The sequence below is a fragment of the Streptomyces sp. NPDC002092 genome (assembly GCF_053593775.1).
The window spans coordinates 504,065-519,229 of record NZ_JBSFDG010000002.1 but is presented as its reverse complement, the minus strand read 5'-3'; the positions used below and the strand labels follow the sequence as shown (position 1 = coordinate 519,229).

Sequence of the window (15,165 nt, the reverse complement as noted above, 5' to 3'; positions counted from 1 at the left end):
AGGTTGTGGAGAACCGTTTGTCCACAGCCTGGAGGTGCCTGTAGCCAAAATGTGCCGACGACCGAACAATCGGTAGGTGAGGCGCATCACCCCCGTGGCGCGCCTGAAGCCGCTCCCACGAGGAGGTGCCGTCATGACGGTCATGGAGCAGCGGGGCGGGTATCGGCCATCGCCGCCCCCCGCCTGGCAGCCCCGCACGGACCCCGCGCCGCTGCTGCCCGACGCCGAGCCCTACCGCGTCCTCGGCACCGAGGCCGCCGCGAAGGCCGACCCGGCCCTGCTGCGCCGCCTGTACGCCGAGCTGGTGCGCGGCCGCAGGTACAACGTGCAGGCGACCGCCCTCACCAAGCAGGGCCGCCTCGCCGTCTACCCCTCCAGCACCGGCCAGGAGGCCTGCCAGGTCGCCGCCGCGCTCGCCCTCCAGGACCGCGACTGGCTCTTCCCCAGCTACCGCGACACGCTCGCCGCCGTCGCCCGCGGCCTGGACCCCGTCCAGGCGCTCACCCTGCTGCGCGGTGACTGGCACACCGGCTACGACCCGCACGAGCACCGCGTGGCCCCCCTGTGCACCCCCCTCGCCACCCAGCTCCCGCACGCCGTCGGCCTCGCGCACGCCGCCCGCCTCAAGGGCGACGACGTGGTCGCGCTCGCCATGGTCGGCGACGGCGGCTCAAGCGAGGGCGACTTCCACGAGGCGCTGAACTTCGCCGCCGTCTGGCAGGCCCCCGTGGTCTTCCTGGTCCAGAACAACGGCTTCGCGATCTCCGTCCCGCTCGCCAAGCAGACCGCGGCCCCGTCGCTGGCCCACAAGGCCGTCGGCTACGGCATGCCCGGCCGCCTGGTCGACGGCAACGACGCGGCCGCCGTGCACGAGGTGCTCACCGATGCCGTCCGCCGCGCCCGCGAGGGCGGCGGCCCCACGCTGATCGAGGCGATCACCTACCGCATCGACGCCCACACCAACGCCGACGACGCGACCCGCTACCGCGGCGACACCGAGGTCGAGGCCTGGCGCGCCCACGACCCCATCGCGCTCCTGGAGCACGAGCTGACCGAGCGCGGCTTCCTCGACGACGACGGCATACGGGCCGCGCGTGACGACGCCGAGACCATGGCCGCCGACCTGCGCGAGCGCATGAACCAGGACCCGGTCCTCGACCCGATGGACCTGTTCGCCCATGTGTACGCCGAACCCACCGGGCAACTGCGCGAACAGCGGGCCCAGTTGCAGGCGGAGCTGCACGCGGAACAGGAAGGCGGGCACTGATGACCACCGTCGCCCTCAAGCCGGCCACCATGGCGCAGGCGCTCACGCGCGCGCTGCGCGACGCCATGGCAGCCGACCCCACCGTGCACGTCATGGGTGAGGACGTCGGCACCCTCGGCGGTGTCTTCCGCGTCACCGACGGCCTCGCCAAGGAGTTCGGCGAGGACCGCTGCACGGACACCCCGCTGGCCGAGGCGGGCATCCTCGGCACCGCGGTCGGCATGGCGATGTACGGCCTGCGCCCGGTCGTGGAGATGCAGTTCGACGCGTTCGCCTACCCGGCGTTCGAGCAGCTGATCTCGCACGTGTCCCGGATGCGCAACCGCACCCGCGGCGCCATGCCCCTCCCGCTCACCATCCGCGTCCCCTACGGCGGCGGAATCGGCGGCGTCGAGCACCACAGCGACTCCTCCGAGGCGTACTACATGGCGACTCCGGGGCTCCATGTCGTCACGCCCGCCACCGTCGCCGACGCCTACGGCCTGCTGCGCGCCGCCATCGCCTCCGACGACCCGGTCGTCTTCCTCGAACCCAAGCGCCTGTACTGGTCCAAGGACTCCTGGAACCCGGAGCACCCGACGGACGTTGAACCGATAGGCCGTGCGGTGGTGCGGCGCTCGGGCCGCAGCGCCACGCTCATCACGTACGGACCGTCGGTTCCCGTCTGCCTCGAAGCCGCCGAGGCCGCGCGGGCCGAGGGCTGGGACCTCGAAGTCGTCGACCTGCGCTCCCTGGTGCCGTTCGACGACGAGACGGTCTGCGCCTCGGTACGGCGGACCGGCCGCGCGGTCGTCGTGCACGAGTCGGGCGGGTTCGGCGGCCCGGGCGGGGAGATCGCGGCCCGTGTCACGGAGCGCTGCTTCCACCACCTGGAGGCGCCGGTGCTGCGCGTGGCCGGCTTCGACATCCCCTACCCGCCGCCGATGCTGGAGCGCCACCATCTGCCCGGCGTGGACCGGATCCTGGACGCCGTGGGGCGTCTGCAGTGGGAGGCCGAGAGCTGATGGCACAGGTGTTGGAGTTCAGGCTCCCCGACCTCGGGGAGGGGCTCACCGAGGCGGAGATCGTCCGCTGGCTGGTGGAGGTCGGCGACGTCGTCGCGGTCGACCAGCCGGTCGTCGAGGTCGAGACGGCCAAGGCGCTGGTCGACGTGCCCTGCCCCTACGGCGGTGTGGTCACCGCCCGCTTCGGCGAGGAGGGCACCGAACTGCCTGTCGGCGCACCCCTGCTGACGGTCGCGGTCGGACCGGCGGCTTCAGGGGGTGAGACCGAGGGCTCGGGCAACGTGCTGGTGGGATACGGCACTTCGCAGGCGCCCGCGCGACGCCGCAGGGTACGGCCGGGGCAGCCGGCACCCGCCGCGCCCCGGGAGGCGAACGGAAGCCCCGGCGCGCGCGGGACGGCGGACGGCCCCGTTCCCGTGATCTCGCCGCTCGTGCGCAGGCTCGCCCGGCAGAACGGCCTGGACCTGAAGGAGATGACGGGCTCCGGCCCCGACGGGCTGATCCTGCGCGCCGACGTCGAGTACGCGCTGCGTGCCGCCGAGGCACAGGCGCGGACGGCGGAACCCGCTGCCGCCACCCAGGCGCCCGCGCCGACGCCCACCGCGGCACCCGGCACCGGTCTCCGCGTTCCCCTCAAGGGCATCCGGGGTGCCGTCGCCGACAAGCTCTCCCGCAGCCGCCGCGAGATACCCGACGCGACCTGCTGGGTGGACGCCGACGCGACCGAGCTCATGCGCGCCCGTGCCGCCATGAACGCGGCGGGCGGATCGAAGATCTCCCTCCTGGCCCTGCTGGCCCGCATCTGCACGGCTGCTCTCGCCCGGTTCCCCGAGCTCAACTCCACGGTCGACATGGAGGCCCGGGAGGTCGTCCAGCTCGACCAGGTGCACCTCGGCTTCGCCGCGCAGACCGAGCGCGGCCTCGTCGTGCCGGTCGTACGGGACGCACACGCGCGGGACGCCGAAGCGCTCACCGCGGAGTTCGCCCGACTGACCGAGGCGGCCCGCACGGGCAGCCTCACACCCGGGGAACTCACCGGCGGAACCTTCACGTTGAACAACTACGGCGTCTTCGGTGTCGACGGGTCCACGCCGATCATCAACCACCCCGAGGCGGCCATGCTCGGCGTCGGCCGCATCGTCCCCAAGCCCTGGGTGCACGAGGGCGAGCTCGCCGTACGGCAGGTCGTCCAGCTCTCGCTCACCTTCGACCACCGGGTGTGCGACGGCGGCACGGCAGGCGGCTTCCTGCGGTACGTGGCGGACTGCGTGGAACAGCCGGCGGTCCTGCTGCGCACACTGTGACGACGAGGACGCCCGCACGGTCCGGGTGACGCCCACGCGTTCCCTGTGATCGTGGAGGGCACGCATACTCGGGGGATGACCTCGCACGAGCCCCCGGGCGACCTCGGCGCCACCCCGGCGCACGACGCGTACGACGCCGTCGTGCTCGCCGGGGGCGCCGCCCGGCGGCTCGGCGGCGCCGACAAGCCCGGCGTGCACATCGGCGGCCGGGCGCTGCTCGACCGGGTGCTCACCGCCTGCGCCGACGCCCGCACGACCGTCGTCGTCGCCGGCTCCAGGCCCACCGCCCGGCCCGTGCTGTGGGCCCGCGAGGACCCGCCCGGCGGGGGACCCCTCGCCGCGCTCGGCGCCGGGCTGCACCGCACCACCGCCGAGCAGACCGTGGTCCTCTCCGCCGACCTGCCGTTCCTCGGGGCGGCCACCGTGCGACGACTGCTGAGCGCACTGCACGCGAGCGGCACCGAAGGCGTCCTGCTCACCGACGCCGACGGCCGCGACCAGCCCCTCGTGGCCGCCTACCGCACGCCCGCGCTGCGCCGCGAACTGGCCGCGCTCGCCACCGAGCACGGCAGCCTCACGGGCCTGCCGCTGCGCCGGCTGACCGCCGCCCTCCACCTCACCCGCGTCCCGGACCCCGTCGCCTCCTTCGACTGCGACACCTGGGACGACATCGCCACCGCCAGGGCACGCATCAGGGAGCATGGGCACGTGTTGGATGAATGGATTTCCGCAGCCAAGGACGAGCTCGGCATCGACCTCGACGTCGACACCGGTGTCCTGCTCGACCTCGCCCGCGACGCCGCCCACGGGGTGGCCAGGCCCGCGGCCCCGCTGACCACCTTCCTCGTCGGCTACGCGGCCGCCCGGGCAGGCGGCGGTCCCGAAGCCGTCGCCGAAGCCGCCCGAAAGGCCGAGGCCCTCGCCCTGCGCTGGGCCGAGGAGGCCGACGAGACGGACAAGACCGCGGGCGACAAGCCCGACGTCGCTCCCGATGCCACCCCGGACACCCGCCCGGACGCCGGATGACCGCCCGCTCCACCCGGCCCGGCGAGACCGCCGAGGACACTGAGGACCTCGACGTCGAGGAGGTGCTCGCCCTGGTGAAGGAACCCGACCACCGCACCTCCGACCACCGCGCCCCCGGTGACTCCGCGCCTGTGCCCGCCCCGCAGACTGCCGACCCCGCCGCGCCGCACAGGCCCGACGCCCACCACCGGGCCACCCCCTGGCCCGAGGCCCGGTCGATCGCCGCCCGCGCCGCCCGGTCCGGCGCCCGCCGCCCCCTCGTCTCCGTCCCCCTCGAAGCCTCCCTCGGCCTCACCCTGGCCGCCCCCCTCACCGCCCTCACCGACCTGCCCTCCTTCGATACCTCGGCGATGGACGGCTGGGCGGTCGCGGGACCCGGCCCCTGGAACGTACGGGACGCGGGCGTCCTCGCCGGGCACGCCGAGCCCGATGCCCTCACCGACGGCGAGGCCGTCCGTATCGCCACCGGCGCCCGCATCCCCCCGGACACCACCGCCGTGATCCGCAGCGAACACGGCCGCACCGACGACAAGGGCCGCCTGCACGCCATCCGAGAGGTGCAGCACGGCCAGGACATCCGCCCCCGCGGCCAGGAGTGCCGCACCGGCGACCAGCTCCTGCCCGTCGGCGCCCTCGTGACCCCCGCCGTCCTCGGCCTCGCCGCGGCCAGCGGCTACGACACCCTCACCGCCGTCCCCCGTCCCCGCGTCGACGTCCTCGTGCTGGGCGACGAACTGCTCACCGAGGGACGGCCGCACGACGGCCTGATCCGGGACGCCCTCGGCCCGATGCTGCCGCCCTGGCTGCGCGCGCTGGGCGCCGAGGTGACCTCCGTACGAAGGCTCGGCGACGACGCGAAGGCCCTGCGCAAGGCCGTCACGGGCTCCGAGGCCGACCTGATCGTCACCACCGGCGGCACCGCCTCCGGCCCCGTCGACCACGTCCACCCGACCCTGCAGCGCATCGGCGCCGAACTCCTCGTGGACGGCGTGAAGGTGCGGCCCGGCCATCCCATGCTGCTGGCCCGCACCAAGGAGAACCAGCACCTCGTCGGCCTGCCCGGCAACCCGCTCGCCGCCGTCTCCGGCCTGCTCACCCTCGCCGAACCCCTGCTGCGCACCCTCGCCGCACGCCCCGCCCCGGAGCCGTATGCCCTGCCGCTCCAGGACGGCGTCCACGGGCATCCGTACGACACCCGGCTCATCCCCGTCGTGCTGCGCGGCGACAGCGCCGTACCGCTGCACTACAACGGTCCGGCCATGCTGCGCGGCATCGCCGCGGCCGACGCCCTCGCCGTCGTACCACCGGGCGGCGCCCGCCCGGGTCAGGAGCTGGAGCTCCTCGACCTGCCCTGGGCGTCCGCCGGAATCGGGGTGTGTTTCACGTGAAACTTCCGGGCCATGACGCGATCGCCCGCCAAGCGGACGAACATCTCGTGACCCATCGGGTGAGACTGCCGAGGAAAGTGGTCGAACGGCCGATCCGCCAGGTCGCCAAGCGGCTGTTACTGGCCCTGGCGGTCCTGGTCGCGACCGCCCACAGCGTGAGGGGCATTTCCGCTGGTGAGCGGTGCAGGCGGGCTCGACATGATCGAGCGGCCGGTCGTGAAGGCCGAGGTGGGCAGGACACCGCGGGAGACCGAGGACCTGGTCGTGAGCGTCGTGCGCGGGCACCGGGTGCTCGAATACGACGATCAGGCCGTCGGGACACTGCAGTTGACGGACCGGCTGATCACCATCGTGCGGGCGTCGCCGGGGGCACAGGTCGCACCCGACGTCCGGCCCCTGCGTTCGGAGTGATCACCGGGGGGCGCGGCGCCCCTTCGTGAACGGCCCGAGGACCGGCACGTCCGTGCACCGCCGACGGCAGGGAGTAGCGTCCCCTTCATGCATGCGATCACGATTCCCGAACCTGGTGGGCCCGAGGCGCTGGTGTGGGACGAGGTCCCGGATCCGGTGGCCGGCGAGGGCGAGGTCCTGGTCGAGGTGGTGGCCAGCGCCGTCAACCGCGCCGACATCCTGCAGCGGCAGGGCTTCTACGACCCGCCGCCCGGCGCGTCCCGCCACCCCGGTCTGGAGTGCTCCGGCCGGGTCGCCGCGCTCGGTCCCGGAGTCTCCGGCTGGTCGGTCGGCGACGAGGTGTGCGCGCTGCTCGCGGGCGGCGGCTACGCCGAGAAGGTCGCGGTCCCGGCCGGACAGCTGCTGCCCGTCCCCAAGGGCATCGACCTGAAGCAGGCGGCCGCGCTGCCCGAGGTGGTCTGCACGGTCTGGTCCAACGTCTTCATGGTCGCCCATCTGCGCCCCGGCGAGACGCTGCTCGTGCACGGCGGCTCCAGCGGCATCGGCACGATGGCGATCCAGCTCGCCAAGGCCGTCGGAGCCAAGGTCGCCGTCACGGCGGGCACCGAGGAGAAGCTGCAGCAGTGCGCCGCACTGGGCGCCGACATCCTGATCAACTACCGGGAGCAGGACTTCGTCGCCGAGGTCAAGAAGGCCACCGACGGCGCGGGCGCCGACGTCATCCTCGACAACATGGGCGCCAAGTACCTGGACCGCAACGTCCAGGCCCTCGCCGTCAACGGCCGTCTCGCGATCATCGGCATGCAGGGCGGCATCAAGGGCGAACTGAACATCGCCATGCTCCTGAACAAGCGGGCCGCCGTCAGCGCCACCTCGCTGCGGGCCCGCCCGCTCACCGAGAAGGCGGCCATCGTCGCGGCCGTACGCGAGCATGTCTGGCCCCTGCTCGATGCCGGCCACGTCCGCCCCGTCGTCGATCGCGAACTCCCGATGGACGACGCGCCGACGGCCCACCGGGTCGTCGAGGAGAGCGGCCACGTGGGCAAGGTGCTGCTGGTGGTGCCCTGAATTCCGCGCCTCCCCCGGGCCCGTCGTCATCCAGAAGACAGGGCTCTACGCCCGCCGCATCCGCAGGCCGATGAAGGCCAGTCCCAGGCCGAGGCCGATCAGGACCAGGCCGCTGCCCAGGGGCAGGATGCGCAGGACGGGCTCGGCGGGCTGCTCCGCGGCTTGCGCGCGGGGACGCTGTGCGGGCTTGGAAGGCACCAGGCCCGCTTCCGCGGGCGGCGACGCAGAGGCGGCCTGCCCCGCGTCCGCCTCCTCCTGGGAGGAGTCCTCGTCCCCCTCGTCCGAGGGGACGGCCCCGGACTCGTCCGCCGTCTCCCGTCGCCCCGGCCGCTCCCGGCCCTCACCCGCCCGGCTCCCGGCCCGGGACGGCTCCGGGGAGGCGGTGGAGGAGGGGGAGGCAGACGGGGAGGCAGTTCGGGAAGCAGCCGCCGGGGCTCCTTCAGCAGCCGTGCGGCCGGCGTCGTGCGTCCCGTGCGTCGATACCGCCCCGTGCGTCGACACGCTCACGGGTGTCGCCACACCGCCGTAGGACGCAACAGCCCCGTACGACGCACCACCGCCGTACGGAAACACCAGTACGCCCGCCCCCACACCCACCACGAGTCCGGCCCCCTTCAAAGCACGCAACCATGGATTCACGCCCCAAGCGTCACATTCGCCACTACTTCCGGCATTCCGGGTTCCGCCAAAAAACCGAACCCGCTGCACAATCCGGGTGCCCTCGGCCGCACCGCGCGACGAACTGGCGATCAAGCTGGTGCCGGCGGTCGGGGCACCCGGCGTCGAGGTGCGGAGCGTCGTCGAGGCGCAGCGCCCGCCCCAGATCCGCTCGCTGGACCTCCCCCAGTTCTCGACTTCGCTCGAACCGGGGACCCCCCACCGAGGTCCGGCTGCTGCGGCTGAGGACGGAAACTCCCGCACCGTAAACGGTGGATCACCCTCCACAGGGGGCACCACGGTGATGAGATGCACACGTGCGAGAGAATGGCGGCATGGAGATGCCGAGGAACGACAGGTCACCGGAGAACCCCCAGATCCTGGTCGTGGGCCAGGACGGCATGGCGATCGGCGGCGGGGACGAGGACTCCCGCGAGATCCCGGTGACGGAGCAGGTCGAGCAGCCGGCCAAGGTGATGCGGATCGGAAGCATGATCAAGCAGCTCCTGGAGGAGGTGCGCGCCGCTCCCCTGGACGAGGCGAGCCGGGCCCGGCTCAAGGAGATCCACCGCAGCTCGGTGAAGGAGCTGGAGGACGGGCTGGCGCCGGAGCTGGTCGAGGAGCTGGAGCGGCTCTCGCTGCCCTTCACGGACGACGGCACGCCCAGCGACGCCGAACTGCGCATCGCGCAGGCCCAGTTGGTGGGCTGGCTGGAGGGCCTCTTCCACGGCATCCAGACCACGCTGTTCGCCCAGCAGATGGCCGCGCGGGCCCAGTTGGAGCAGATGCGGCGCGCCCTGCCGCCGGGCATCGGCCACGAGATGGGCGAGGACGGACCCACGGCCGGCCGCTCGGGCGGGCCGTACCTGTAGTCACCTGGGCGACCAGTATCGACGTGGGCGAAAGGGCCCGGCAGCCGAAGCCGCCGGGCCCTTCGTCATGCGAGCGTCTGCCTGCCCGGGATCAGGACGGGTTGCCCGTCGAGACGTCGAGCGTGATCTTGACCTTGTCCGGGTCGACGTCCGAGCCGGCCTCGGGGGTCTGGTCGATCACCGCGCCCTCGCCGAACGTGTTCTCGTTGTAGTCGTTGACCACCAGCGACCAACCGGCGGCCTTCGCGCACTCCTTGACCGAGTCGATGTACTTGAACCGGAAGTCGGGCACCCGGATCTTGTTCTCGTCGGTGTACGACTCCTGCGGCTCCGTGCACTCCGTCGAGTCGATCACCTTGGTGGTGTCCGGCCCGCGCCAGTCCGCCGCGTGCGTCGTCGTGGGGTCCGGGCTGCTGCCGCCGCCGTCCTCGCCGCCGCCTCCGCCGCCCCCACCTCCGTTGAGCGCCAGGGCCGCGATCAGGCCGCCGACGGCGATGATCGAGACGACGATCGTGCCGATGACCACCGACTTGTTGTTCTTGCCGCCCCCCGGGGGCCCGGCGGGCCGCTGCTGGGGCGTGAGGTTGTACGGCGGCGGGGTCTGCGGCTGTGCGTACGGCGACGGCGTCCGGTAGCCGCCCTGCTGCGGATAGCCGTACGCCGGAGAAGGAGGCGGCGTCGGCACGCCGTACGGATTCGGGTTCGGGGTCGGCGGCTGGGGCGCCTGGTACGGCGTCTGCACGGGGCCCGGCGGTGCCTGGGGCGCCTGCGGGACCGGCGGGAACACCGCCGAGCCGACGCCGGTGCCGCTCTGGGGGCGGGTGCCCGGCACGATGCTCGGCGGGGCGCCCTGCACGGAGGCGGCCACCCGCAGGCACTCGTCGCGCATCGACTCGGAGCTCGGGAAACGCTCGTTCGGGTTCTTCTTCAGCGCGCGGGCGACCAGCGCGTCCACCGCGGGAGGCAGCGCCCGGTTGATCGACGAAGGAGCCACCGGCTCCTCCTGCACATGCGCGTACGCGATCGCCAGCGGTGAGTCCGCCTCGAACGGCAGCCGTCCGGTGACGAGTTGGAACAGCATGATGCCGACCGAGTAGAGATCGGACCGGGCGTCCACGCCCCGCCCCAGCGCCTGCTCCGGCGACAGATACTGCGGGGTGCCGACGACCATGCCGGTCTGTGTCATGGACGTCACACCGGACTGCATGGCGCGCGCGATGCCGAAGTCCATCACCTTGACGACGCCGCGCTTGGTGACCATCACGTTGCCCGGCTTGATGTCCCGGTGGACCAGGCCCATCTCGTGGCTGATCTCCAGCGCCGCGAGAACGTCCGCGGTGATCTTCAGCGCCTTGTCGGCGGGCATCGCGCCGAACTGCCGTACGTCCTCGTCGAGCACCGAGCCCAGCGGGCGGCCCTCGACGTACTCCATCACGATGTACGGCGTGGTCATGCCGTCCAGGCTGTCCTCGCCGGTGTCGAAGACCGAGACGATGTTGGTGTGCGTGAGCTTCGCCACGGCCTGCGCCTCGCGGCGGAAGCGCTCGCGGAAGGCCTGCTCGCGGCCGAGCTCGGTGTGCAGCGTCTTGATCGCGACCTGGCGGTCGAGCACGGAGTCGTAGGCCAGGTGCACGGAGGCCATGCCGCCCTCGCCGAGCAGGTCGCGCAGTTGATAGCGGCCGCCGGCGAGCGCCCGCCCCGCATACCGGCCCTGTGCGCCGTCCTGGCTCATGTTCCGCTTCCCCCGTGGGCCTTGAGGCGCCGTTGACTGCCGATGATCCAAAGTGCTATTCCCGGCCAAGTCTGCCCCAGGGCACTGACACGTCAAGCTCGGTGCCCGATCCGTGACCGTACGCGATAGAAGCGTCGCGCGAGCGTTACAGAGGCTGTACGGGCGGTACACAGAACTTGCACGGACTGACGGAGTGACGGTTTGATGGCCGGTCCGTCCTGTGCCGGTTCCGGCCCCCTTCTCGGACCGGCGGCTTGCATTGAGGCTGTAGCGTGGCCGACGGAGACCGTAACAACACCGCGCGCACCGCGGGCAGAAACGACGGCGAGGACTGATGGCACAGCAGCAGCGCGCCCAGGGCCCGTCCGACCCCGAGGCGACTGGCGGCGGTATGTCAGATGCGCCGGAAATGTGGGGGAACGGCGGATTGGTCGGGGACGGCCGGTACCGGCTGACCCGCAGACTCGGCCGGGGCGGCATGGCGGAGGTTTTCGCCGCGGAGGACGTGCGCCTCGGGCGCACCGTCGCGGTCAAGCTGCTCCGAGCCGACCTCGCCGAGGATCCGGTCTCCAAGGCCCGCTTCACACGCGAGGCCCAGTCGGTGGCCGGCCTCAACCACCACGCGATCGTCGCCGTGTACGACTCCGGCGAGGACACGGTGCCGGGCGGCTACGGCACGGGGGGCGCCCAGAGCGTCCCGTACATCGTGATGGAGATCGTCGAGGGCCGCACCATCCGTGACCTGCTGATCAACGCCGAGGCGCCCGGTCCCGAGCAGGCCCTGATCATCGTCTCCGGAGTGCTGGAGGCGCTCGCCTACTCGCACCAGCACGGCATCGTGCACCGCGACATCAAGCCGGCGAACGTGATCATCACGCACACCGGCGCGGTGAAGGTGATGGACTTCGGCATCGCCCGTGCCCTGCACGGCGCGCAGTCGACGATGACGCAGACCGGCATGGTCATGGGCACGCCGCAGTACCTCTCCCCTGAGCAGGCGCTCGGCAAGGCCGTCGACCACCGCTCCGACCTGTACGCCACGGGCTGCCTGCTCTACGAACTCCTCGCGCTGCGGCCCCCGTTCACGGGTGAGACCCCGCTGTCGGTGGTCTACCAGCACGTCCAGGACATCCCCACGCCGCCGTCCGAGATCTCCGACACCGTGCCGCCGGAGCTCGACGGCCTCGTCATGCGCTCGCTCGCCAAGGAACCGGACGACCGCTTCCAGACCGCCGAGGAGATGCGCGGCCTCGTCCAGTACGCGCTGCAGATGCTGTACGACCAGGGCGGCCACACCGGCACCTGGAACACCGGCCCGGTCACCGTGCACGAGGGCCGGCACACCCCGGCGGCGGGCTTCGCCGGCACGGCGGTGCTGCCGCACCCCGGCGCCGCCTCCGGCACGACGCAGATCCCGCAGCCGATCCTGCCCACCGGCTACGGCGGCGGGGACGACGGCGGCTTCGAGGGGCACGGCAACAAGGGCAGCGGCCGCGGCAAGCTGTGGATCCTCGCGGTGCTTGCGATCATCGCCATCGCGGCGGGCGTGGCGCTGGCGCTGCACAAGACCGGCAACGGCAGTGGCGGCGGCGGTACCACGCACTCGCCGACCACCTCGCAGAGCACCAAGGACGACACGGCCACCGAGTCCCCGACCGACCAGTCGACCGACCAGCCGACGGACACGTCCACGGACAACGGCACCGGCACGAACTCCGGGACCGGGAACTACACGCCGTCGCGCACGCCGTCGTACACCCCGTCCCACACCCCCAGCAGCCGGCCGAGCACCCAGCCGACGGACCCGGCGACCACCGAGCAGCCGACGGACGACCCCACCCCGCCGACGCCGTCCTCGGGCGACTCGACGGACCCGGGGACGGACGCGGGCGGCGGCAACGGCGGTACCACGGGTGTCACGTCGGGCGTCGGCGGCTGATCGGTCGCCGGGCTCGCCCGAGGTGAACTCTTCCCGTGACGTGGGTCACCGGGATAACGTGCCGTTGTTCCGGCCCCCTGCAAGGCTGTGACCAGGAGATGTTCCCGACTTTCGCGATTTACTTGGAAATCCAAGCAAAATCGCAGGTCAGGAGGGGTTTCACAGAAATGTGGAGCACTGGGTAACGTGCTTTTTGCAGGGCGCTCGCCGGGGCACCTGTCACGCCTGTCCCCGACCGGGCCGCACCCACCCTGTGCGTCCGTAGGGCTTCAGGCGAGCCGCACTGGCATCCCGGCGAACCCGGGATGCCGGACCGACGGAGGAGCACACGTGACCGTGGAGAGCACTGCCGCGCGCAAGCCGCGACGCAGCGCCGGTACCAAGAGCACGGCCGGCAAGACGACCACCGCAAGGAAATCGCCGAGCACCGACCCCGAGCTCGTACAGCTGCTGACGCCCGAGGGCGAGCGCGTCAAGAACGCCGAGTACGACGAGTACGTCGCCGGCATCACCCCCGATGAGCTCCGCGGTCTGTACCGCGACATGGTGCTCACCCGCCGCTTCGACGCCGAGGCCACCTCCCTGCAGCGCCAGGGCGAGCTGGGTCTGTGGGCCTCGCTGCTCGGCCAGGAGGCCGCCCAGATCGGCTCGGGCCGGGCCACCCGCGAGGACGACTACGTCTTCCCGACCTACCGCGAGCACGGCGTCGCCTGGTGCCGCGGGGTCGACCCGACCAATCTGCTCGGGATGTTCCGCGGCGTGAACAACGGCGGCTGGGACCCGGGCGGCAACAACTTCCACCTGTACACGATCGTCATCGGCTCCCAGACGCTGCACGCCACCGGCTATGCGATGGGCATCGCCAAGGACGGCGCGGACAGCGCGGTCATCGCCTACTTCGGCGACGGCGCCTCCAGCCAGGGCGACGTGGCCGAGTCCTTCACCTTCTCCGCGGTCTACAACGCCCCCGTGGTGTTCTTCTGCCAGAACAACCAGTGGGCGATCTCCGAGCCGACCGAGAAGCAGACCCGCGTCCCGCTCTACCAGCGTGCGCAGGGCTACGGCTTCCCCGGCGTCCGGGTCGACGGAAACGACGTGCTGGCCTGCCTCGCGGTGACGAAGTGGGCCCTGGAGCGGGCCCGCCGCGGCGAGGGCCCCACGCTCGTCGAGGCGTACACGTACCGCATGGGCGCCCACACCACCTCCGACGACCCGACGAAGTACCGGGCCGACGAGGAGCGCGAGGCCTGGGAGGCGAAGGACCCGATCCTGCGCCTTCGCCGGTACCTGGAGGCCTCAAACCACGCGGACGAGGGATTCTTCGCGGAACTCGAGGCCGAGAGCGAGGCGTTGGGCAAACGAGTGCGTGAGGCGGTCCGCGCCATGCCGGACCCGGACCACTTCGCCATCTTCGAGAACGTGTACGCGGACGGGCACGCGCTCGTCGACGAGGAGCGGGCCCAGTTCGCCGCCTACCAGGCGTCGTTCGCGGATGAGGGGGGCAACTGAGATGGCCGAGAAGATGGCTCTCGCCAAGGCGATCAACGAGTCGCTGCGCCGCGCCCTGGAATCCGACCCCAAGGTCCTGATCATGGGTGAGGACGTCGGCAAGCTCGGCGGTGTCTTCCGGGTGACGGACGGCCTGCAGAAGGACTTCGGCGAGAGCCGGGTCATCGACACCCCGCTCGCCGAGTCCGGAATCGTCGGTACGGCCATCGGCCTGGCCCTGCGCGGCTACCGCCCGGTCGTGGAGATCCAGTTCGACGGCTTCGTCTTCCCCGCCTACGACCAGATCGTCACGCAGCTCGCGAAGATGCACGCGCGCTCGCTCGGCAAGGTCAAGCTCCCGGTGGTCGTCCGCATCCCCTACGGCGGCGGCATCGGCGCGGTCGAGCACCACTCCGAGTCCCCTGAGGCGCTGTTCGCGCATGTGGCGGGCCTGAAGGTGGTCAGCCCCGGGAATGCGTCGGACGCCTACTGGATGATGCAGCAGGCCATCCAGAGCGACGACCCGGTGATCTTCTTCGAGCCCAAGCGGCGCTACTGGGACAAGGCCGAGGTCAACACCGAGGCCATCCCCGGCCCGCTGCACAAGGCCCAGGTCGTCCGTGAGGGCACGGACCTGACCCTCGTCGCGTACGGCCCGATGGTGAAGCTCTGCCTGGAGGCCGCCGCCGCGGCCGCCGAGGAGGGCAAGTCCCTGGAGGTCCTGGACCTGCGCTCGATCTCCCCGCTGGACTTCGACTCGATCCAGACGTCCGTGGAGAAGACGCGCCGCCTGGTCGTCGTCCACGAGGCGCCGGTGTTCCTCGGTTCGGGCGCGGAGATCGCCGCCCGCATCACGGAGCGCTGCTTCTACCACCTGGAGGCACCGGTCCTCAGGGTCGGCGGCTATCACGCCCCGTACCCGCCGGCCCGCCTGGAGGAGGAGTACCTGCCGGGCCTGGACCGGGTGCTCGACGCCGTCGACCGCGCCCTGGCGTACTGAGGAGAGGGT

12 protein-coding genes and 1 pseudogene are annotated in these 15,165 nt (G+C 72.1%); 11 read left to right on the top strand and 2 right to left on the bottom strand.

Annotated features, from left to right (window positions below; genetic code table 11):
* Positions 1-133: 133 nt before the first annotated feature.
* The 7 genes and pseudogenes from pdhA (ACWCRD_RS06465) (at position 134) to ACWCRD_RS06435 (ending at position 7,468) form a co-directional block, all read left to right on the top strand.
* Complete coding sequence (gene pdhA / locus ACWCRD_RS06465) at positions 134-1,267, top strand: pyruvate dehydrogenase (acetyl-transferring) E1 component subunit alpha (RefSeq protein WP_450964810.1); 1,134 nt, start codon at positions 134-136, stop codon at positions 1,265-1,267.
* Positions 1,267-2,271 carry an alpha-ketoacid dehydrogenase subunit beta gene (locus ACWCRD_RS06460; RefSeq protein WP_344403137.1) on the top strand — a complete coding sequence of 335 codons (1,005 nt, stop codon included), beginning with the start codon at positions 1,267-1,269 and terminating at the stop codon, positions 2,269-2,271. The genes pdhA (ACWCRD_RS06465) and ACWCRD_RS06460 overlap by 1 nt, the downstream gene beginning before the upstream one ends.
* Positions 2,271-3,575, top strand: coding sequence for a dihydrolipoamide acetyltransferase family protein (locus ACWCRD_RS06455; RefSeq protein WP_450964809.1), 1,305 nt, complete (start codon positions 2,271-2,273; stop codon positions 3,573-3,575). The genes ACWCRD_RS06460 and ACWCRD_RS06455 overlap by 1 nt, the downstream gene beginning before the upstream one ends.
* 75 nt (positions 3,576-3,650) lie before the next feature.
* Positions 3,651-4,601, top strand: a complete 951-nt coding sequence (locus ACWCRD_RS06450; protein WP_450964808.1) for an NTP transferase domain-containing protein — start codon at positions 3,651-3,653, stop codon at positions 4,599-4,601.
* Positions 4,598-5,989 carry a molybdopterin molybdotransferase MoeA gene (locus ACWCRD_RS06445; RefSeq protein ID WP_450964807.1) on the top strand — a complete coding sequence of 464 codons (1,392 nt, stop codon included), beginning with the start codon at positions 4,598-4,600 and terminating at the stop codon, positions 5,987-5,989. Before ACWCRD_RS06450 ends, ACWCRD_RS06445 begins: the two co-directional genes overlap by 4 nt.
* Before the next feature lie 186 nt (positions 5,990-6,175).
* Positions 6,176-6,400: pseudogene (locus ACWCRD_RS06440) on the top strand (Ion channel protein); the annotation flags it as partial.
* 87 nt (positions 6,401-6,487) lie between these two features.
* Positions 6,488-7,468, top strand: a complete 981-nt coding sequence (locus ACWCRD_RS06435) for an NAD(P)H-quinone oxidoreductase (RefSeq protein WP_450964806.1) — start codon at positions 6,488-6,490, stop codon at positions 7,466-7,468.
* A 45-nt stretch (positions 7,469-7,513) separates the two neighbouring features.
* Here ACWCRD_RS06435 and ACWCRD_RS06430 read toward each other — a convergent pair whose 3' ends face one another.
* Positions 7,514-8,068, bottom strand: a complete 555-nt coding sequence (locus tag ACWCRD_RS06430) for a hypothetical protein (RefSeq protein WP_450964805.1) — start codon at positions 8,066-8,068, stop codon at positions 7,514-7,516.
* Positions 8,069-8,460: 392 nt separating this feature from the next.
* Between ACWCRD_RS06430 and ACWCRD_RS06425 the strand changes: the two genes are divergently transcribed.
* Positions 8,461-8,997 carry a bacterial proteasome activator family protein gene (locus tag ACWCRD_RS06425; protein WP_450964804.1) on the top strand — a complete coding sequence of 179 codons (537 nt, stop codon included), beginning with the start codon at positions 8,461-8,463 and terminating at the stop codon, positions 8,995-8,997.
* A gap of 91 nt (positions 8,998-9,088) precedes the next feature.
* Here the strand turns inward: ACWCRD_RS06425 and ACWCRD_RS06420 are convergent, their stop codons facing one another.
* Positions 9,089-10,729, bottom strand: coding sequence for a protein kinase domain-containing protein (locus ACWCRD_RS06420; RefSeq protein ID WP_450964803.1), 1,641 nt, complete (start codon positions 10,727-10,729; stop codon positions 9,089-9,091).
* 334 nt (positions 10,730-11,063) lie between these two features.
* Between ACWCRD_RS06420 and ACWCRD_RS06415 the strand changes: the two genes are divergently transcribed.
* From ACWCRD_RS06415 to ACWCRD_RS06405, 3 genes are all read left to right on the top strand, one after another.
* The gene (locus ACWCRD_RS06415) at positions 11,064-12,668 is read left to right on the top strand and encodes a protein kinase domain-containing protein (protein WP_450964802.1); all 1,605 of its coding nucleotides are present in this window, start codon (positions 11,064-11,066) and stop codon (positions 12,666-12,668) included.
* Between the two features lie 330 nt (positions 12,669-12,998).
* On the top strand, positions 12,999-14,177 hold the full coding sequence (pdhA, locus tag ACWCRD_RS06410) for a pyruvate dehydrogenase (acetyl-transferring) E1 component subunit alpha (RefSeq protein WP_450964801.1): 1,179 nt from the start codon (positions 12,999-13,001) through the stop codon (positions 14,175-14,177).
* Between the two features lies 1 nt (position 14,178).
* Entirely contained in the window at positions 14,179-15,156 is a 978-nt protein-coding gene (locus ACWCRD_RS06405) for an alpha-ketoacid dehydrogenase subunit beta (protein ID WP_450964800.1), read from the top strand.
* Positions 15,157-15,165 lie beyond the last annotated feature (9 nt).

Bases quoted from the DNA above. Each gene is read 5' to 3' on its own strand.
- pdhA (WP_450964810.1), top strand. From the start codon at position 134: ATGACGGTCATGGAGCAGCGGGGCGGGTATCGGCCATCGCCGCCCCCC.
- ACWCRD_RS06460 (WP_344403137.1), top strand. From the start codon at position 1,267: ATGACCACCGTCGCCCTCAAGCCGGCCACCATGGCGCAGGCGCTCACG.
- ACWCRD_RS06455 (WP_450964809.1), top strand. From the start codon at position 2,271: ATGGCACAGGTGTTGGAGTTCAGGCTCCCCGACCTCGGGGAGGGGCTC.
- ACWCRD_RS06450 (WP_450964808.1), top strand. From the start codon at position 3,651: ATGACCTCGCACGAGCCCCCGGGCGACCTCGGCGCCACCCCGGCGCAC.
- ACWCRD_RS06445 (WP_450964807.1), top strand. From the start codon at position 4,598: ATGACCGCCCGCTCCACCCGGCCCGGCGAGACCGCCGAGGACACTGAG.
- ACWCRD_RS06435 (WP_450964806.1), top strand. From the start codon at position 6,488: ATGCATGCGATCACGATTCCCGAACCTGGTGGGCCCGAGGCGCTGGTG.
- ACWCRD_RS06425 (WP_450964804.1), top strand. From the start codon at position 8,461: ATGGAGATGCCGAGGAACGACAGGTCACCGGAGAACCCCCAGATCCTG.
- ACWCRD_RS06420 (WP_450964803.1), bottom strand. From the start codon at position 10,729: ATGAGCCAGGACGGCGCACAGGGCCGGTATGCGGGGCGGGCGCTCGCC.
- ACWCRD_RS06415 (WP_450964802.1), top strand. From the start codon at position 11,064: ATGGCACAGCAGCAGCGCGCCCAGGGCCCGTCCGACCCCGAGGCGACT.
- ACWCRD_RS06405 (WP_450964800.1), top strand. From the start codon at position 14,179: ATGGCCGAGAAGATGGCTCTCGCCAAGGCGATCAACGAGTCGCTGCGC.